Origin of the sequence: Mariniblastus fucicola (assembly GCF_008087665.1) — a bacterium.
Lineage (GTDB): Bacteria > Planctomycetota > Planctomycetia > Pirellulales > Pirellulaceae > Mariniblastus > Mariniblastus fucicola.
On sequence record NZ_CP042912.1, the window covers coordinates 4,775,898 to 4,795,121 of the forward strand.

Here is a 19,224-nt window from a genome sequence, read left to right on the forward strand (position 1 = left end):
CAAGCCAAACGAATCGAAGCCCGTGTAACGTAGGTCATCAGTTCCCTATGAGTTCCGAAACGTTCGTGATGTGGGAAAACCTCCTTTTGCGAATTGTTTCCAGAAACCCACCTCCCTCACCATGAGCGGAAACTAGCGTTGGAAACCCGATGAGTTCTCCAACGATCACATCGCGACGACACGAACCACGCCTCATGTCCTTCAGCGACAGCCAACATGTTTACAACCCCGAAATCAATTCTGCTTGTCGAAGACTGCCCGATCGATCGTGAAATGGTTGAGCGAGCTCTGAGCCACGACAGATTGTTCAACGGTTCGATTTGTTGCGTCGATACGTTGGCCGAAGCGATTCGAGAACTCGACAGCAAGGACTACGATGCCGTTCTTAGCGACTTGAATTTGCCTGATTCGAGAAAATTGGACACCGTTTCGAAGTTGGTCGACGCAACCGATCTACCGATCGTCGTTCTGACATGCGACAGCATGGACATTGGAGTCAATGCGATCCGATTGGGAGCCAGTGATTTCATCCCAAAGTCTGACATCGACAAAGTGTTGCTGTCCAAGGCAATCGCTTTTTCGATCGAGCGTTACAACATCAATCGCAGCCTTCATGATTCGAACAGCCAACTGGAAAAAGCAAACCAGCGGCTACAAAAACTCTGCCAGACCTCGTATGAGTTTGTGGACGACGTTTCGCATGAGTTCCGAACTCCACTTACCGTGATTCGTGAATTCGCCTCTCTGATCAAGGAAGGCATCGATGGCCCGATAAACAACAAACAGTCTTCCAGACTGGAAACATTGATCAGTCGGACTGATGATCTTGCCCGCATGGTGGACGATTTATTGGACAGCAGCCGACTGAGATCTGAACTAATCACGGTTTCTCGTCGCGACAATGCGATCACTCCAGTTATTGAAAATGTACTTGAACTGGTGGAACAGGACGCCAGAAGAAAACAGATTCAGCTGAACATTGCCGACGTCCCCGACGAAATGTTTGCGTTCTGCGATAGCGAGAAATTGGGACGCGTCTTGACCAATCTGGTCACCAACGCAATCAAGTTCACGCAACCTGGCGGAAAGATTCTGATCAAAGCAGAATGCTCAGATTCGCCCTGGAATCATACGCTATCCGTCATCGACAACGGTCCGGGAATCTCGAAGGAACTGGCGTCGAAGATCTTCTCCCGATTTCAACAGGGCGAAACACTGAACGAGTCCAGATCCAGCTGTCACGGCTTCGGGCTTGGGTTGAGCATCGCAAATGCACTCTCCAAACTGAACCTCGGCAAACTGACTCTTGAAAGCAAAATTGGACATGGCAGCAAGTTCTCGATTCACCTTGCGGGCACCAGCTTGAGCTCGAAACTTAGTGCTTTTCATGAAACCGTTCTCGACAGCTCCAATTGCAAACAGCTCGTTGCACTTAATGTCGAAACGCGCAAAACAGAAAGTCCAGACAGCCGTGACCCACAGCAGGGCTGTCTGGAGAAGTTTCTTAACGATCAGTTGGGAGCCGAAGCCCTGATTCTGGAAAGAACGCCGGGGCAGTTCCGAATCCTGTTTGGCATGACTGACTCCAATCCACGCGTCGTCGTCGACATGCTAGAAGCAGCTTGGTCAGTAGCTACAGTCGACACTCCAAAATCTGCTCAAAGCGTGAAGTTTGCAGTCTCGGACACCAGCTGCCTCGAAAGCAAAGACCAATTTCTGGGCTGGGCAACCTGCCAGATCACAGACGCATGCGATCACGACTCACGCACTCCGGCGTGGTGTCGCGTGAAACGCTCGTCGCAGTGCAAAACAACTTACTAATTCTCGACATCCTATTCTTGTAAAATCCTCATGACCAATCCATCGAATGACAGTCAAAATCCTTCTGAACGAAACCGAAAATGCATCGGCAAGCTTGGTGAGAAAATCTACTTTCGGGATCCGGCTTCCGTAAACCTAAAACCACGTTGCCTCGAGCCACAACTGATCATGGCCCCGGCGATTCTGCATATCGACGACGACAAGGATCTGGTCGAAGGCTTGACGGCAAGACTTGGGCATCGAGGATTCGAAACCGAGGGAGCGTTCAACGGACTTTCAGGATTCAAGAAAGCGGAACAGAGCGTGCCAGACCTGATCGTTCTGGACTACGACATGCCTGGATTGCGCGGGGATCAGGTTATCGAAGAACTGAAAGCCACGCCTGAAACGAAACACATTCCAATCATCGTCCTGACCGCTGTGTCCAATAGTTCGGTCAAAGAAAAACTGATGGATCGAGGCGCCGACGTCTTCATGAAGAAGCCTTTCAAATTCGAAGAAGTCCACGATAACATCGTGGAACTGCTGGGCGTCGATCCGCGAGAAACCGCGATGGTTGGCTAGTGGTGGTGTCGATCACCCGCCTGTGATTGAACCGGGATCCCGTTGCGCATCATCGCTACTGGGCACTGGTTCGCCTTCGATCCGTTCGAGTTTGTCAACATCGGGGTCCTGCGTTTCAGGTGCATCTTCGATGTCGAGGCTGAAATCTTCTGGAGTGCCATCAGGCTGCTCCAACACGGTTTCGGAACCGGCAGGCTCCTCCGTCTCTTCTCGCTTAGCCGCACGCGGAGTTTCCATTTCCGCATCTGACGTTGATTCATCATCGTTCCTGGATTCCGTCGCGGTGTCCTGCGCGTCGAAAGTTTTCTCATCGACGACTTTGCCGTTCTCGTTCCAAATTCTCCAAACACCGACAGGTCGATCTTCTTCAAAACGGCCCTCGCTGCGCTTCATGCCAGACTCATGCCAGTAACGCCACAGTCCAGTACGCTTGCCTTTTGCAAATTCCCCTTCGGCTTTCTTGTTGTGCGTTTCGTGCCACCAGGTGAACAAACCATCACGTACACCGTCGACGTATCGGCCAGTCATTTTGGGTTGTCGATTCGGATACCATTCAGCGACCGGTCCGTGCTGAACTTCTTCACCTTCCCGATCGAACGTCGCCGGTTTGGCCGTCCACCAATTGTCAGCGACCTGTGGCGTAAGTTTCTGATCGCGAAAAACTCGCTCGGATGCCAAAGTCTGATTCGAGTAAGTTGACTTTTTGCGGATCACTTTGCGACCATCGACAAACTGTTCGCGTCGCTGCATTTTCCCTTGCTGATCCCACTGCAAAACGATTCCGTGTGGAACGCCTTGTTTAAAAGTCGCTTCTCGCATCTTTTTTCCGCCCGGATAGAACCACGACGCCAAACCGTTGCGGACTCCGTTTTCAAAAGTGATTGAGCAGATCAGATTTTCTGACTTGTCTGTGATCGTCCACACGCCATCGATTTCATTGCGGACAAAATTGGCTCTTGAAAGGTACGGGCCTTCAAACAGATTGAACGGCATTTGAGAAAACAGGCCGCCACTTCCGGGCTCATGGACGCGTTCCCAGTCGCCTTCCATCGCACCGCGAACGAAAGTCCCCGAAGCGATCGGACGCTGCTGGCGATCGTACATCAACCATCCGCCATCGTTGTAGTAGTTCCCATCGGCGTCCTGGGCAATCGTGCGGACAATCTTGATGCTGCCGTCAGGATAGCGCTCACGAATAATCTCGTGAGTTCGCGAATCGAAGTCGCGGTTGGCACTTTCGATCGCCTTCATGCCGTCGATCTGCAGCCGCGGTGCAGATAGCGTCGGCTTGACCATTCGCTGCGGCGGACTGCTTTGCGTCATCGGACGTCGACTGCTGCCGAGACCTTCGCTTGTGTCTTTCCCCAGCCAATCGGGTTGCATGAACTCGCCCTCGTACTGATTTGGCAACGCCTGAGTTTCCGACAAGACAGTCGTTCCCGGAGTCGCGTCGAGCGATGGAGACTGATCGGCTGCCGTTGGTCGTGTCGACAAATGGCCTTCGACAGGTCCAAACTGACTGAAGTCGGGTTCCGTCAGTCCAGCGCTGGGCAAGACTTCGCCGTCGATGTCTTCCATTTTTGACGCCTGGTCTTCGCCTCCAAATCGCAGTCCGCCTAACGTCTTTGATGGTCTGATTTCGGGCGTGATGAATTTGTCAGAATCCTGAGCCGATACTGTTGTGACGTGGCACAACACTGCCAACAGAACGAAGATTGTTCCGAGCGTTCGCAATCCAAAATACTTGATTCGACTGTCGATCATTGCCACTGCTGTTCTTGATCCGGAAGTGTCCGCTTGAGGCTTTCAATTTATCAGGGCAGAGCTGAGATGGCGTGCATTTTCCCCTGTCAATCGTATCGACTTCCCTCAATGGCTGGCTGATTTGTGAATCTGTTCCCAACACAGCCACTTTAACCCGAGCCAACGATTGGGAAACTGAGCCGAGTTTTCGGTTGACAGCGGTATCCGGCGAAATGATGGCGATCCGGAATCGCGGCCCTTGCCGATCGTACCGGCTGCAACGACAATAGCCGTATGGCATTCTTCTCAGACAAAAAGCTTCGCCGCATCCGAATCACCATCGATGACTCGGCGATCAAATCCGACTCGCCCGAGATCCAGAACCGACTCGATCGGATTGCGGAAAACTACGGCAAGCTCGATGAAGTCCTCTCAGGTTTGGAGGACCGTTTCGAGAACGATGAGGCATTTCTGAGCCTGTTCCCGGAAGTCGCCGACGGTGAAGAACCGGTTTTCGATTTGCCCAAAAAGAAGAAACGAAAATGGCGCCCGCGGAAACCTCGCTAGGTTCGCGGCCAGAACGGATTTCGAATGAGCTATCTTTGCCTCTCCGGCGGACGTGTTGTAGATCCAACCAACGAGGTCGATCAAGTCATCGACGTCTGGATTCTGGACGGAAAAATCGTCGCCGAGCCTGATGCGGACCAACAATCCTCCGCAGGCGTACGTCGCATCGATGTCAGTGGTCAGATCGTCATGGCAGGAGCCATTGACATGCATTGCCACATCGCGGGCTCGAAAGTCAACGCCGCCCGAATGATGATGCCGCATCTGAATCGCCGATCGATCGAACAGTCTCGCGAGTTCGATCGGCAATGGTTTCACTCCGGCCACATGGGAGCCGTGCCTTCGCTGTTCGCCACCGGCTACAAGTACACGGGCTTGGGGTATACGACTTGCTTTGACGCTGCAATCTCTCCGCTGGCGGCCAGGCATGCACATCACGATTTCAATGTAATCCCTGGCGTCGATACAGGCTTCTTCACACTTGTCGGCAACAACCAGTACGTGATGCAGTGTGCTGCGGATGGAAACCAACAGGGCATGCAGAACTTTCTGGCGTGGCTGCTGAGCAAAGTGGGCTCTTACGCGCCGAAAGTCGTCAACCCTGGCGGCGTGGAGCTTTGGAAACAGAAACGAACGGGCAATGCTCGCGATCTTGATCAGACGATAGACGGCTTTAAAACGACGCCACGAAAGATCCTCCAGTCGATTGCTCAAGCCGCCAATGCGATCGATCTGCCGCACCCTGTTCACATCCATACAAACAACCTTGGCATCCCTGGCAACTGGGAAACGACTCTGGGAACGATGCAGGCGCTTACGGGCTTACGAGCACACCTGACGCACATCCAATTCCACAGCTACGGCGGCGGTGACGAAAGTGAGTCATCGCTGTGCTCAAAAGTTGCTCCTCTGGCCGAAGTCATCAACGCGAATCCGAACCTTAGCGTCGATGTTGGACAAGTCATGTTCGGTCCAACGATGAGCATGACGGGCGACGGTCCGCTCGGCTACTACCTTCAGCAAATTGGGGCCGAAAAATGGTATTCGGCGGATACGGAAATCGAATCTGGCTGTGGCGTTTCGCCGATCGAGTACAAGAATCGAAACTTCGTTCACTCGTTGCAGTGGGCGATCGGACTGGAGTGGTATCTTTCTGTGAAGAATCCATGGCAAGTTGTGATGAGCACGGACCATCCCAACGGTGGTAGCTTCATGGCGTATCCGCAGATCATTCGACTTTTGATGGATCGCAGCTTCCGCGCCGACATGCTGAACAAGGTGAACTCGAAAGTACTCGAGTTTAGCGGCCTCAAGGATATGGATCGTGAATATTCACTTTCCGAGATCGCGATCATTACCCGCAGCGGACCTGCGAAATTGCTGGGGCTGAACCAGAAAGGCCATCTTGGTGTTGGTGCCGATGCGGACGTGGTGGTCTATCGCGAAGACGATGACAAAGAAAAAATGTTTAGCGTACCGCGATTCGTGCTGAAGGACGGGAAAGTTGTGGTGGAAGATTTTGAAATCCGCAACGTCGTTCACGGCCGAACGCTGTCGACGATCCGCGACTACGACATCGATGCTCAGGGCGAAATCGAAAAATGGTTCTCGCAGCAGTATTCGATCGCGACTGAAAGCTACGGTGTTGAATCGGGCGAGTTTGCGAGGCTTGTCCAATAGAGACGTGTTTGCGGCTTCATCCAGCCGCAATTAAGCCTTTAGTTCATCATCCTCTGCCGTATTTCTGTCATCGTCGTTGCTGACCACGTCACCTTCATTGCTATTCTCCGTTGAACTCACTGAATGTCGATCTTCCGACATGCCAACTTTCTTGCTCCGCCAGGCCACGGTTTGTGTGATCAAGCCAGCGGTCACAGCAGCCAACGGCACCGACAGCAAAACGATAAGACTCCCAATCTCAGGATAGAAAGCGAGGTTCGGAAACGTATTTGCGATCGTCGTGTTGGCAACGATGGGCAGGCCATAGCTTTTTGAAGACATGATTTGCACGCAAACCAGAATTCCGCCAATCGCAACCGTTATCCAGAAAGGTCTCATTCTACCGCCGTAGAGTACCAGACAGGGCAGCATCGACGCAAAGCAAACGACGACCATGCTCCAAACAATCACCGACCAACCAACGCCGACACCGAACCATTCCATCGCGAAAGACAGCGCCCAGAAGAAACTCCAAACGCCCAACAACCAGCCTGGCGATTGTTCACCAAGCTTCATCCAGATCAAGCCAGCAACGACTCCCCACAACAAAACAGTGTGAAGTTCGACGACCCAGTATAGCGCGACCCAACTTCCGATTGTTCCTCTTGCGAAGTTTTCTCCATAGTCAGCAAACACATCAAGGTCACCGTGGCCCATCATTCGAAAAACAGCATTGGTCACATGCTCCGCCACGGGATTGGGTACGCCTCCCATCATCATGAACGCAATCAGTGACAACGTCGTGCTCGACCAACCAATCCAAAACTCTCGATGCTTCAGTTCCACCACCAGCGGTAGCATCGCTCCGGCAAATACCAACACAACAGTTATGAACTTCACCGCGTAAAATGCGAGTAGATTCGGCGGAATTGAAAACGCCATCGCATAGCAAAGAGCGGCCCAGGCAGTCACGGCTAGCAGGAGCCGAGTATCGAATTTCATCAGTTACTCTTTGAAAATGTGAAAAGATCCTGTTTCAAGAACCGCATTCTTGTATCGATTTCAGCCGCAATCCCTCGCAAGAGAAAACGTTAGCTCACACCTGAACACATACTATTTGATACAATGTCGATCCCTCCTTTCACGATACGGATCTACCAGTGTCGAACCAGCCAAACCACTCCAACAGCAAAATTGATCGCCGGTTTCGCTACGAACCGATGATCCCTGTGACGGTCTGCTTTGCATTCGGAGTCTTTGCAGATCGAATGTTAGACTTTCGCGGGCTGCTTCCAATTCTTGGCGGAATTTTTGCATGGATTTCATGGATTGTGATTCGCAAAACTTGGCCGCGCCGTGAAACGCTGGCTTGCTGCTTTCTTTATATCACCATTTTTTCCAGCGGAGCCCTGTGGCACCACTCCCGATGGAATTGGTTTCCGGAAAACGAGATCGGAAATTTTGCTGCCGACGAGTTTGAAGCCAGTGCGATCCGCGGCGTGTTGATCACCGAACCTGTACGAGTCGCCGCGGCGGCGTGGAATCCGACGCTTGATACGATGAAACCGAAAGAACGAATTCGGTTCCAAATAAATGTCATTTCGGTTCGCAGTGCGGGCGACTGGATTCTGGCTTCGGGAACGGTGCGTGTTTCCCTGTTTTTGTCCGAACAACAGTCAGAAAACCGGGCTCCGATCAAGCTGCCCCAATGCGGTGACGAGGTCGAAGTCATCGGTAGCTTGATTGGAAGAAGGCCAACATCGAATCCTGGCCAGTTTGATTTCGAGAATCACTTTCGCGCCAAAAGTCAGTTTGCAACCATCTTCGCCGACTCGACCGATGCCGTACGGCGGGTTCAATCATCTTCCAGTTCCACGGCAGGATTTCGCGCCAGAGTCCGAGCCTCGATTGATCGACAGTTGCATCTGCGATTGGCACCAGACCACGCGGCTTTCGCGTCGGCGGTTCTATTGGGAAACCGCGACCAGATGGACATCGCAGTTCGCAATCGATTCCTGAAAACCGGCGCCTCGCATTTGCTTGCGATCTCCGGGCTGCACGTCGGAATCCTGGCAAGCGGATTCTTGCTTCTACTGCGACTGGGGTTGATCAGCCGTCGAAACTGTTTGTTGTTGACGATTGCTTTCGTCGTTTCGTACGCATGGCTGGTTGAGTTTCGCCCGACGGTGCTGCGAGCCGCGATTTTAATTTGCGTGATGTGCGGAGCGAGACTGCTGGGGCGCACCGCGCTGTCGTGGGGCAGTTTGACGACGGCGTTGATGATTGTCTTGATCGTGAATCCGTCCGATCTGTTTTCGCTCGGCACCCAGCTTTCGTTTCTGGCGATTTCATCCATCATTATCGGCAAGCCATGGATTTTCAGTGCGGCATCACAGGATCCGGTTGACCAGCTGATCGCTCGAACGCGTTCCGATCCCGTTCGATGGCTACGAAAAATTGGTAGAGAAATCCGATCGGCTTTTTGCGTCAGCTTTCTGATTTGGCTGATGGCGATCCCACTGGTCGCATACCATTTCCATTCGATCGCAATCGTCGCGCCGCTGCTGAACCCGCTGCTGCTCATTCCGATGGCACTCGGATTGTATTTTGGAATGGCAACCATCGTTTGCGGCGCCACCATTCCCCCGATCGCCTTCGTTCCTGCGGCGATTTGTGGATTCAGCCTGGGCAGCATCCAGTGGATGATCGATGTGGCTGCGATTCATCCTGCTGGCCACTTCTGGTCCAGTGGTCCGACTGGGCTTGCGGTCGCGGTGTTCTATCTGGGAGTTTTCCTTTTCGCCGTGATCCCATCCACCAAACTGCCGCCACGGTGGTGTTTGTTGCTGGGATTTGGGTGGTTGGTTTTTGGCTGGTTGGTTCCTGACCGGATCGCAGAAATGAATCGGACTCATGCGCAGCAGCTGGAAGTCACGGTGATCGATGTGCGACATGGTTCGGCAGCTTTGATCAAGCTGCCCGACGGTCAGAACATTCTCTGCGACTGTGGTTCGCTGTCGGGATCCCAGAACGCAGCCCGCACGATTTCGGAAGTCCTGTGGCACGAAAGGATCGACCGACTCGATGCAGTGATCGTTTCGCACGCCGATGTGGATCATTTCAATGCGTTGCCAGAACTGTTGGACCGATTCACCATTGGATCGGTTTGGATCAGCCCGATGATGGCAAATGACGACGCCGCATCAGTACGGACTTTGCGGCAGGCGCTGGATCAGTACTCCGTTCCGATTCGCACGGTCGAAGGCGGAAATCTGATTTCGCTTGCCACGCGATCTAGTTCGGAATCCAGTTTGACCGTAGAGTTTCTCGGCCCGTCCAATTTTGCGATGTCAAACCTCGACGCAATCAGCGACAACGCGCTGAGTGTTATCCTTTGTCTGCGTTGGAACGGACGAAGCATTTTGCTTCCCGGCGACGTGGAAAAAATTGGGCTGGAGGCGCTGCTGGGAAATCCGATCGAGCAGGTTGACTTTCTCGTTGCGGCTCACCACGGCAGTAAAAACAGTGATCCGAAACGATTTGCCGCCTGGTGTAAGCCCGAGTTCGTCGTTGCGAGTTGCGGTGCTGGTCGGTTCGGCGACTTTGAAACACAACAGTTTCAACAAGGCCATCCATGTCAGGTGCTATCCACGAATCAGTTCGGCGCTATTCGTTGTGTTGTTGATCGTGAAGGTAGATTAACAGTCATGACGTGGACTCAAGGCGAGTGGCGACAGTTCAATCATCTTTGAATTTGGTTGCCGGTGTCATACAATCTGGCCTGACCAGCTATGAAAATTGGGAAAACGGTCCCGTTTGCCCAACTCGATGCCTTAACGACAAAATTTAATGGAACACGTTTTACTCATCGCCCAACAGGCGACAGAGGTTGTTAAAACCGGACCCGTTGCCGCGGCCCCGTTGCTGAAAGTTGCCACTATTCTGGTCGCAGGCATCGTCGGTGGCGAGATTTTTGCCAAGCTAAAACTGCCGAAAGTCACTGGCTGGATCGGCACAGGCATCTTCTTGAGGATGCTTTCTCTGCCCGCGATCGCGACGTTTATGCATTCAAGCCTGCCAGAGCCGGTCGCAAATTTTCTGTCGACGCTGATGGATGGGTTTGTAGCCAGACCTGAAACTCACAGTTATTTCTCTCCGATCGCCAACCTGGTATTGAGCTACATCACGTTTACGGTTGGTGCAGCCTTGTATTTACCGAACATGCGAAACGCGTTCAAACGGATCGGTTTGTTGCTGTGCTTCGAAGCCATCATTACGCCGACGATCGTGGCGTTGACGATGTTCTTCATTGGTCGGATGTTTGTTGGTGATTCGATGAGCCTGACCATCGCCTTGCTATTGGCGGCGATTGCGATTGCCGGTGCTCCCGGGACGACGGTGCTGGTTGTACAAGAGGCTCGCGCCGCCGGGCTGTTGTCGCGAACACTGATCGGAGCCGTTTGTCTGATCGACATGGTTGCCGTCGGCGTGTTCGTGTTCATGAACTCGTTTGTGTCTTCAGATTCGGCCGATATCGGGTCGGCGGTTCTGATGGTCCTGAAAGAATTTGGGCTCTCGTTTCTGATCGGTACTCTATGTGCCGTGATTTCGAAGCTGCTAATTCGCACTATCGTCAGCCCCGCCTTCGTTGGCCCATTGATGGTCGCGGTCATTATGGCGGCGTGGGGCGGAGCAGCGTTTTGCGGCGTCAATGAAATCCTGTCTGCCGCGTTTGCCGGCATCATGGTTTCGAACTTGCAGCACGACAATGTGCGTTCGGCGGAAGCCTATCTGTCTGCGATCGGCGGCGTATTATTCGCGATTTTCTACACCTTCGCCGGCATGAAGCTGGACTTCACGAAAGTCCCGACGGCGGCGGCGTTGGTCGCTTTGTTCTTCCTGTCACGTCTACTCGGCAAAGTTATCAGTTCATATACAGCGATGAGCATTGCCGGGGTCACTGATCGGGTGCGAAACTATCTTGGTCTGGCCTTGCTTCCTCACGGCGGCGTGGCGGTTGGCTTGATCATGCTGATCGGAGCTCAAAATCGCTTCGATGCAGACACGATTGAAACCATCACGACGGTTGGACTTTCTGCTTTGGCGATCAATCAGTTGCTGGGGCCGAGTGCAACACGATTCTGCCTGGGGCGTGCCGATGAGGATCACAAGGACCGCCCGCGACTGCTTGACTTTCTAAAAGAGCAATCCATTACCGTTGATTTGACGGGTGAATCAAAGGAGGAAGTCGTCAACACTCTGGCAACGATGTTGTACTCGACGAACAAGTTGCCGATCACTCAGGAGGAATTCGTGACCCGGGTACTCCGCCGTGAAGTCGACGAAACAACCTGCCTTGGCGAAGGCCTGATGATTCCTCACGCGATCATCGAGGAACCGGAACAGGAGACCGAGATTACGGGAGTGCTGGGCATCAGCTCCGAGGGCATCGACCTGGGAGCGCCGGACGGCCCGGTTCATGCCGTGCTTTTATTGGCGACGCCAGAACATGACCGGAAGCGACATCTGGAAGTTCTGGCTGCGTTTGCGACGGCGATCACGCGTGACGTGAACATGCGAGAGCAGCTTTATCATGCTCGTAGTGCTGCACATGCCTACGAAGTCCTTCATCACGAGGAGGCCGAAGACCTCAACTACTTTCTGGAAGATGCTATCGAGCGTGCCGGTATTCGCGATGACAATTAGCCGAAAACTGATTTCGTCAGGCTCAAAGTTTGAGAAAGATTTCGCTTACTCGCGAGCAGTCGTGCAAGGCAACTGGTGCTTTGTTTCTGGCACCACCGGCTACGACTACACTTCCATGTGCATGCCAGAACACGCCGTCGACCAGGCAAGGAATGCTTTCTGGACGATCGAAAAGTCGCTGTCCGAAGGCGGATTTTCGCTTTCCGATATCGTTCGTGTTCAGTACACGGTCGTCAAAGCCGAATATGCTGATGAAGTCCAACCTGTCCTGAGACGATTCCTTGGCGATGTCCGACCGGCCGCCACCATGGTTGTTGCTGGCCTGATCAAACCCGAAATGAAGATCGAGATCGAGGTCACGGCTCTGCGTGGTTTTGCCGAACGAGAAGATGAAATCTGACTAATTTGGACGTCAATTCATTTGCCGCTTCTCCGGATTCCGAAGTGGATTAGGATAAAGCAGTGGCCTGTTAACCGCCGCTAAATCCCTCTCTCAATTCGGTTCCAGGATTTTTCCTCGCTTACAAAATGATCTCGTTCCTGGCCATTTTGCTGACTCTCGTTGTACTTCTGCTGTCGCTGACCCAGACCTTGCTGGTAATCCAGTACTACTGGTTTCATCGAGACGCCCAAACAGAAATTGAATCACCTGTGGAGCCGGAGAACTTCCCCAAGGCAGCCATTATTCTCTGTTTGCGAGGCCACGAGGAATCGACACCCGAGTGCATCGCAGAGCTGATCGGTCAGGACTACCCGGACTATCAACTGCACATCGCCTTCGACAGCCCGGACGATCCTGCCGCGAAGCAAGTCGAAGATTTTTTTGAGAGCCACAACTCGAATGTACATCTTCATTTCTTCGAGCCGCAAGCTGACTGTAGCTACAAGTGCTCCGGCATCGTTCACGTTCTCGATCAGTTGAGCGACGACGTCGAGATCGTTGCATTTTGTGATGGAGATGCCATCGTCGACGTGAACTGGCTGCGCGATCTTGCAATTCCGATGATGCAGGACGCCTCCATTGGCGCGACGACCGGCAACCGATGGTTCGCCCCATACAACCACTCGATTGGTGCACTCATTCGCAAGCACTGGAATGCTGCGGCAGTCGTTCAGATGCAGGCCTACGACATCGCCTGGGGCGGTTCGATGGCAGTTCGAAAAAGCACGATCGAACGTTGCAATCTGAGAGAGCATTGGCAGACGACGTTCTGTGAAGACACGGTCATCACGAACTTGATGAAGCAGCAAGGCCTGCGCCTTCATCGCGTTCCGAATCTGGTTGTGGAAAACAGAGAGGCAACCACGCTGAGTGATTGTTTTGAATGGATTGCCCGGCAGCTGCTAACCGTACGCCTGCACCATCCCGGTTGGCCCCTCGTTTTAGGACACGGGGTTGCAACGGGTCTGGCAACGATTGTCGCACCGATTGCTGCCGTCCTGATGTTCGCGACGGGCTATACTTTCGCGGGCCGATCAGTGTTTATCATTTGGATGGTGTATCAGATCCTGAACCTTGTTTTGCTGTGGGTCATCGAGCGATGCAACCTCGCGGCGATCGCACAACGCAACGCTTCGGAAGTCGTACAATCTGCTCCGTCGTCCGACATGAGCTTGCTGGCTTTGCCGGGAGTTCAAATCCTGCACCCACTGGCCGTGCTGAAGGCATTCTTCATGAGCACCGTCAAATGGCGTGGCGTGACCTACGCGATCGATGCGAATCGAGTCCGGGTCAAAGAGAGCGAATAGCGTGGCCGCAGAATAGCCTGGCCGCAGTAAGCCGCCAACTACGCAAAACGCTGCGAAATCGCAGCTATCGCAACGCGAGTGAGATCGTGCTTTCGAACTGGTCTGCGAAAAGCCCAAAAGCTGACTCTGGATCCTGACTGGAAAACTTGTCCAGCAACTGAGCCACGTGTTTCCCATCGATCGTCAGAATCGGGCTGCCTTCGCCAGGCAATCCCCGGACGATCCGAATACCGGTTGCGATCTCGGCGAGAGTCCATTGTCCGCCGCCTTCGCCCTTGATGTCCAAGCCGACCGTAACCGGTGCATCGATGGTTGCAGTCAGACGACCGACGATCGATTCAGCCAATTTTCCGATCCGCTCCAGTTCGTCCTCAAACCAGTACTCGACTTGGGGAGTCCGAACGCGGCTCTTACCCCAACGGTTTGTCTCACCGAACGTGATGAAGCGATGAATCATGGCCTCGTCGATCGAAGGGCAGGGCAGATGGCCCGCCCATTTGGAAACATTGGTGCGATCAAACTCGGGATCGCTGGTGTCGTAAGATTCGTAGATACGAGTGTTCTCAAAAATCGCTCTTGAGAATTCGTCTTCGGGTGTTGGCTCTGCATCCGGACCTGCGTAAACGACGCCCGCCGAATTGAAATAGTTGCAGCAACTATCGATCACTTCACGCGCGGTGGTGCATTCTTCCGGAGTCAAATGATATGTGCGACCGTGTGCGTCTGGCGTGCAGACGACATGCGCGATCACGGCGGAAACCCAGTCGACAGGAACAAGGTTTCGCGGTTCGTCGCCCTGCATCGGCAAACGAATTGGAGTCATGTGCGTGCCGCTATCGTCGCACTGCTGATGCGGAACCAACATTGAAATCAATCGCAGATACAGGAACAGTCCGTGATAAGTGGATGTGTATCCTGTCTTTGAATCGCCGATGATGACGGCCGGACGGAATATCGTGACATTGCGAAAGCCTTTCGCCGACTGCACGAGCTTTTCCGCGTCGAATTTACTCTGTTCGTAATCGTTGCGCAGTTCCTGGCCAGCGTCGAGCCGATCTTCCATGACTCTCTCGGAAGTCTTGCCGCAAACGTAAGCCGTCGAAACGTAGTGAAAATCCGGAATGCCCTGTCCTCTGGCAAACTTAATCACATTGGCTGTACCGTCCAGATTCGTGCGGAACGGTTCGTCTGCTCGGGTCGCAGCCTTGAAACGCAAAATCGCTGCGTTGTGCACGGTCTCAACACAGTAACTGGCCACCCAACGCGCGTCTTCGCGAGACATGCCCAAATTCTCCTGGCAGATGTCTCCTTCGATCACGATCGGACGCGGCAAACTTCGTTGCAGCTGGTTTTCCCAGTATTGCATGATCGATTCGACACGATCGCGAGCACTCAGCTTGCCCGACGCTCGCGCAATCACGGCAACGCGCTCTTTTCGCAGAATCAGATCGCGCAACAGGTAGCGCCCAACCAGGCCCGTAGCTCCGGTCAGCAGAATGTAGGTTTTACCCTTCGAGTCGAAGGTGGAATTTGGCGGCAAATTGATAGCGTCAGTCACGAGGTAAGCCTTGGTGCCTTCTTGGCGATCCGGAAATGGTCGTCGATGCCCGGATGGACTATTATGTTCAGACTTGGCGTTTCTACAAACCAGAAAGTTGAAACGACCTCACCCGTATTAAATGGACTGGTTAAGGTAGCTTTTCGATGATGCAAAACAGCGGTACAGGGAAAATCCACCCTTTTTGGACCCAATTTCAGCTGCTGATTGTTTGCATTACCACGATTTTTTCGGCAAGCACGGATGCTCTCGCCCAAGCTGAACCGGCAGGGCGTTCCGCGGCATCGATCAAGACCGCGGGGCTGTCACAGGACGAAATCGATTCAGGCTGGATCGCGCTCTTCGATGGAGAATCAACATTTGGCTGGCGTGCGGCGTCAGAAGCCAACTGGACAGTCGAACAGGGAGTCGTCTCGGTGAGCGAAGGCGACAAAGGACTGCTCCGTACGACTTCACAGTTTGATAACTTTGAGTTGAAAGCCCGTTTCAAGATTCCGGCGGAAACCAACAGCGGCATCTTCATCCGCACCAGCCCGAAACCTCGTGATCCGGCAGGCGATTGCTACGAGATCAATCTGGCCAGCAAAAAAGTCAGTCCGTTTCCAACCGGCACGCTGGTTAGCCGCAGTAAGGGCGAAGACGTCAGCAACGGTAACGCGGCATGGTTTGAGCAATGGCACGACATTCACATTTCCGCAAACGGCCCAAAGATCATCGTTCATGTCGACGGTCAGGAAGTTACCAACTACACCGATCCAGCCGGAGACAAAGCGATCGGTCGTGGCTACATCGGCCTGCAACTGAACTCGGGACTGGCTCAATTCAAATCCGTCCGACTCAAGCCGTTGAACGTCGAGCCAATTTTCAATGGGACGGATCTCACGGGCTGGAAAACGGATCAGAAACTGGACAGCAGTTTTGAGGTCACTGAGGACGGAGAGCTTCAGATTCTGTCCGGTCGAGGGCAGATTGAATCGGAAGCAACTTTCGGCGATTTTGTTTTCTCAATGAAGTGTAAGACGAACGCCGACGGTCTGAACTCAGGAGTCTTTTTTCGCTCGATTCCTGGCGAGATGATGAACGGCTACGAAAGCCAGATTCAGAATCAGTTCAAGGACTCGGACCGCTCCAAACCAGTCGACTGCGGCACGGGTGGCATTTTTCGTCGTTCGGTGGCCCGGCACGTGAACGCGAACGACAAGGAGTGGTTCTCGAAAACGATCATCGCCAACGGACCTCGCGTCGCGGTCTGGATCAACGGTTATCAAGTCACGGACTGGTCAGACCAGCGCGAACCGGACAACAATCCGCGCCGCGGCCAACGTCTGGAAGCCGGCACGATCATCTTTCAGGGTCACGATCCGACGACCGACATTCTGATCAAAAACATCGGGGCACGTGAACTCAAGCCACGCAACCGATAATTGGCGAACGATAGCGATTGTCGATCGAAAGCGATCGCTTTCTACAAGCTCTATCTGACTTTGTTGACGCTGCCGGGAGCATAACTTCCGGAACCGCTGAGAATTTTCGCAGGGATGTCAATCTCGCTGACGTGGCTGGTCATCGCGTTGCGGCCTGCATCAAAAGCAGCCGGAATATTGGATACCGAAGACGACGATCCGAGATCGCTATTCTGCACCGCAGCCGTTCGCAAGTTGTTGCCAGGCGTCGACGAAGGTGTACCAATTTCAATGGGTTTCAGTTGAGACTGTGTTGTGCCGTTGTGCCAGGAGTTCGTCAAACTGGAATCGATTCCACTACGCTGGCCGAACCCAGAGCCACTTTGACTCGGGGTCGCAACAGGCGTCACATTGGCGATGCGTGGCTGATTGAAGGTTCCACCAAACGATGCCGTCGGCTGAGCAGTTTGAGCGGGCTGACTTGGCGTTGCGGCCGCGAAGCCACCGGACGCACCAGAAGTGTTTGACGGACTGCCAAACTTTGGCTCCTGATTCTGAGCACCCGGGAAATCGAATCCTGTCCCCAAGCCTGCGACCCGATCTTTGGCTTTATTGAGTAGTTCCTGAGCTTCAGCAGCGACTGGATCGCTTGCACGCGTGAACTTTGGCTTGAACCCGTTGTCTTCGCCTCGCAATGGTGGCTTGAACTCGGAAGCAGCCGAAACGATCTTGTCTTTCAGTCCTCCACCGAAGTCCTTGGAAGTCTTCGCCGCTTCGATAGCGCGATCGCTGACGGTTCCCATCACGTTGCTAAACCTTTGCCGGGCAGCATCGACCGAGTTGCCAATCGCCTTCGATGCGTTCGTTCCGCCAGTTGTTAGCTGACCGTTCATGTCGTAAAGCGACTGATTGACTTTCGCCGCAGCCGAATCCAAGCCGGCACTCTTTCGCGCGTTGTCGATTCCGGTTTGCAGCTGACTGTTCGTTCTCGCGAGCGCGTTCTTGAACTCATTCGAGGGAGCAGTCGATAGAACGTCAGCCGGTGCACGGAAATCGCCATTGCCAAACGGCTTTTTCGTATCCGCAACCGCGTCGTTGAATCTCTGCTGAGCATCCGACAGAGAGTTCGATCCGAACGTCGACGCTTTTTCCTTCGCCGAGGCGAATCCCTGGTCAATGCTGTTTCCAGCAGCTGCAAGATCTGCCTTGAAGTCTGACTTGAACGTTCCAGCACTATTGCCGAATGAGTTGCTGCCGAATGAACTGTCCCCGAATGTGGATTCGCCACCGTATGGTTTCCGCAACGGCTTTTTACTGCCGCCTAACTCTTTTTCAGCCGAAGCGATTCCGTCTTTCATCGCATCGATTTTCCGACGGTAATCATCAATGTCGATATCGCTGCGATCCTGATCAGTGTTCTGACTGGCCAAACTGCTGCCCTCAGTCATCGCGGGATTCAGGTGGCGCGACGGAGGTGGCGGCGGAGCGGAATCTGATTCTTTTTTCCAAAACGCAAGATCGCTCGGACTCGGCATCTTCATGTCGGAGAGTTTGGGCATCGACTGAAACGTCGATTTAAATGTTTGGCATCCGGGCAACGCCAGCAGACCCAGCGCGACGAGTAAGACCATCGCTCGCAACGAATTTTTGCTTGTGGATTTGGATCGTGGTTTCTGAAGCATTGGAATCCCAATCATTCGGGTACCGTTCATCGAGGCGAGAAACTGTCCCTTGTCGTCAAGGTTTACTCAAAGCGCTTTATCGGAAAATTGGCTCAAGTTGCTGACCCAATTCGTAGGAATTTTTTGCGCCGGGATGTTAGAGACGCCTTTTTTCGCCGTCAAGCTTCAAAAGCGATAGCATTCCTGGCAAACCACGAAGCATCGGGGATTGAGAGAGTTTGGCGAGTGCGAGCCAGTTGGCGATCCTCTGACCGAATCACGGCTATTCGAAGGCTGTTTAGCCTTTGTCGGACTTTGAGAAGCAATCCGAAATGATTTGCGAATGGTCAAAGGCCAGTTCTGGCAGATCATCGACCGGGAACCACTTGGCGTCCGCAGCATCGTCGGCAGCGGCGATCGATTCGGAAGTCGAGGCTTCCGCCATGAAAGCCACGGTCACAACGCGTCCTCTGGGATCGCGATCGACAGCTGAATAGGCTCCGATCTGTTCAACCTGGGCCACCACCAGCCCAGTCTCCTCCTTGAGTTCACGGATCGCAGTGGCGTCAGCTGCTTCGTCCATTTCCATGAAGCCACCCGGCAACGCCCACGACCCGGCGAATGGATCCTTCTTCCGCTGGATCAGCAATATCGAATCTGTGCTCGAGTCAAACACGACGACGTCGGCACTGACGGCTGGACGTGGATAATCGTAGGTGTAGCTCATGAAGTTCTTGCCGACTGAATGGCTGTATTAACAACGGAACGTTGCAAAGTAGACCTGTCAGAGAAA

Annotated in this window: 14 protein-coding genes; 9 read left to right on the forward strand and 5 right to left on the reverse strand. The window is 53.4% G+C overall.

Annotated features, from left to right (window positions below):
* Window positions 1-216 precede the first annotated feature (216 nt).
* The gene (locus tag MFFC18_RS17670; protein WP_075083030.1) at window positions 217-1,821 is read left to right on the forward strand and encodes a hybrid sensor histidine kinase/response regulator; all 1,605 of its coding nucleotides are present in this window, start codon (window positions 217-219) and stop codon (window positions 1,819-1,821) included.
* Window positions 1,822-1,851: 30 nt separating this feature from the next.
* Window positions 1,852-2,385, forward strand: coding sequence for a response regulator (locus MFFC18_RS17675; protein ID WP_084416895.1), 534 nt, complete (start codon window positions 1,852-1,854; stop codon window positions 2,383-2,385).
* A 12-nt stretch (window positions 2,386-2,397) separates the two neighbouring features.
* On the opposite strand, the gene MFFC18_RS17680 is transcribed toward MFFC18_RS17675, so the two are convergent.
* Window positions 2,398-4,149 (reverse strand): toxin-antitoxin system YwqK family antitoxin, encoded by a 1,752-nt coding sequence (locus MFFC18_RS17680; protein WP_075083029.1) that lies wholly within the window; start codon window positions 4,147-4,149, stop codon window positions 2,398-2,400.
* Window positions 4,150-4,422: 273 nt separating this feature from the next.
* Between MFFC18_RS17680 and MFFC18_RS17685 the strand changes: the two genes are divergently transcribed.
* The gene (locus MFFC18_RS17685; RefSeq protein ID WP_075083028.1) at window positions 4,423-4,695 is read left to right on the forward strand and encodes a hypothetical protein; all 273 of its coding nucleotides are present in this window, start codon (window positions 4,423-4,425) and stop codon (window positions 4,693-4,695) included.
* 24 nt (window positions 4,696-4,719) lie between these two features.
* The gene (locus MFFC18_RS17690; RefSeq protein WP_075083027.1) at window positions 4,720-6,375 is read left to right on the forward strand and encodes a formylmethanofuran dehydrogenase subunit A; all 1,656 of its coding nucleotides are present in this window, start codon (window positions 4,720-4,722) and stop codon (window positions 6,373-6,375) included.
* A gap of 30 nt (window positions 6,376-6,405) precedes the next feature.
* Here MFFC18_RS17690 and MFFC18_RS17695 read toward each other — a convergent pair whose 3' ends face one another.
* Window positions 6,406-7,356 (reverse strand): hypothetical protein, encoded by a 951-nt coding sequence (locus MFFC18_RS17695; RefSeq protein WP_075083026.1) that lies wholly within the window; start codon window positions 7,354-7,356, stop codon window positions 6,406-6,408.
* Window positions 7,357-7,514: 158 nt separating this feature from the next.
* On the opposite strand from MFFC18_RS17695, the gene MFFC18_RS17700 reads away from it, so the two are divergent.
* The 4 genes from MFFC18_RS17700 (at window position 7,515) to MFFC18_RS17715 (ending at window position 13,809) form a co-directional block, all read left to right on the forward strand.
* Window positions 7,515-10,106 carry a ComEC/Rec2 family competence protein gene (locus MFFC18_RS17700; RefSeq protein ID WP_075083025.1) on the forward strand — a complete coding sequence of 864 codons (2,592 nt, stop codon included), beginning with the start codon at window positions 7,515-7,517 and terminating at the stop codon, window positions 10,104-10,106.
* A 97-nt stretch (window positions 10,107-10,203) separates the two neighbouring features.
* On the forward strand, window positions 10,204-12,060 hold the full coding sequence (locus MFFC18_RS17705) for a cation:proton antiporter domain-containing protein (protein ID WP_084416894.1): 1,857 nt from the start codon (window positions 10,204-10,206) through the stop codon (window positions 12,058-12,060).
* Window positions 12,050-12,460, forward strand: coding sequence for a RidA family protein (locus MFFC18_RS17710; RefSeq protein WP_075083024.1), 411 nt, complete (start codon window positions 12,050-12,052; stop codon window positions 12,458-12,460). The genes MFFC18_RS17705 and MFFC18_RS17710 overlap by 11 nt, the downstream gene beginning before the upstream one ends.
* A gap of 128 nt (window positions 12,461-12,588) precedes the next feature.
* Entirely contained in the window at window positions 12,589-13,809 is a 1,221-nt protein-coding gene (locus MFFC18_RS17715) for a glycosyltransferase (RefSeq protein WP_075083023.1), read from the forward strand.
* A gap of 64 nt (window positions 13,810-13,873) precedes the next feature.
* On the opposite strand, the gene MFFC18_RS17720 is transcribed toward MFFC18_RS17715, so the two are convergent.
* Window positions 13,874-15,367: an SDR family oxidoreductase gene (locus MFFC18_RS17720; RefSeq protein ID WP_075083022.1), complete on the reverse strand. Its 1,494-nt coding sequence runs from the start codon at window positions 15,365-15,367 to the stop codon at window positions 13,874-13,876.
* A gap of 146 nt (window positions 15,368-15,513) precedes the next feature.
* On the opposite strand from MFFC18_RS17720, the gene MFFC18_RS17725 reads away from it, so the two are divergent.
* Complete coding sequence (locus MFFC18_RS17725; RefSeq protein ID WP_084416892.1) at window positions 15,514-16,791, forward strand: 3-keto-disaccharide hydrolase; 1,278 nt, start codon at window positions 15,514-15,516, stop codon at window positions 16,789-16,791.
* A gap of 50 nt (window positions 16,792-16,841) precedes the next feature.
* Here the strand turns inward: MFFC18_RS17725 and MFFC18_RS17730 are convergent, their stop codons facing one another.
* Window positions 16,842-18,452, reverse strand: a complete 1,611-nt coding sequence (locus tag MFFC18_RS17730) for a hypothetical protein (protein WP_148618961.1) — start codon at window positions 18,450-18,452, stop codon at window positions 16,842-16,844.
* 277 nt (window positions 18,453-18,729) lie between these two features.
* Window positions 18,730-19,158, reverse strand: a complete 429-nt coding sequence (locus MFFC18_RS17735) for an NUDIX domain-containing protein (RefSeq protein ID WP_075083020.1) — start codon at window positions 19,156-19,158, stop codon at window positions 18,730-18,732.
* Between the last annotated feature and the right edge of the window lie 66 nt (window positions 19,159-19,224).

Coding starts and splice junctions, on each gene's coding strand:
- MFFC18_RS17670 (WP_075083030.1), top strand. CDS start 217: ATGTTTACAACCCCGAAATCAATTCTGCTTGTCGAAGACTGCCCGATC.
- MFFC18_RS17675 (WP_084416895.1), top strand. CDS start 1,852: ATGACCAATCCATCGAATGACAGTCAAAATCCTTCTGAACGAAACCGA.
- MFFC18_RS17680 (WP_075083029.1), bottom strand. CDS start 4,149: ATGATCGACAGTCGAATCAAGTATTTTGGATTGCGAACGCTCGGAACA.
- MFFC18_RS17685 (WP_075083028.1), top strand. CDS start 4,423: ATGGCATTCTTCTCAGACAAAAAGCTTCGCCGCATCCGAATCACCATC.
- MFFC18_RS17690 (WP_075083027.1), top strand. CDS start 4,720: ATGAGCTATCTTTGCCTCTCCGGCGGACGTGTTGTAGATCCAACCAAC.
- MFFC18_RS17695 (WP_075083026.1), bottom strand. CDS start 7,356: ATGAAATTCGATACTCGGCTCCTGCTAGCCGTGACTGCCTGGGCCGCT.
- MFFC18_RS17705 (WP_084416894.1), top strand. CDS start 10,204: ATGGAACACGTTTTACTCATCGCCCAACAGGCGACAGAGGTTGTTAAA.
- MFFC18_RS17710 (WP_075083024.1), top strand. CDS start 12,050: ATGACAATTAGCCGAAAACTGATTTCGTCAGGCTCAAAGTTTGAGAAA.
- MFFC18_RS17715 (WP_075083023.1), top strand. CDS start 12,589: ATGATCTCGTTCCTGGCCATTTTGCTGACTCTCGTTGTACTTCTGCTG.
- MFFC18_RS17725 (WP_084416892.1), top strand. CDS start 15,514: ATGATGCAAAACAGCGGTACAGGGAAAATCCACCCTTTTTGGACCCAA.
- MFFC18_RS17730 (WP_148618961.1), bottom strand. CDS start 18,452: ATGCTTCAGAAACCACGATCCAAATCCACAAGCAAAAATTCGTTGCGA.
- MFFC18_RS17735 (WP_075083020.1), bottom strand. CDS start 19,158: ATGAGCTACACCTACGATTATCCACGTCCAGCCGTCAGTGCCGACGTC.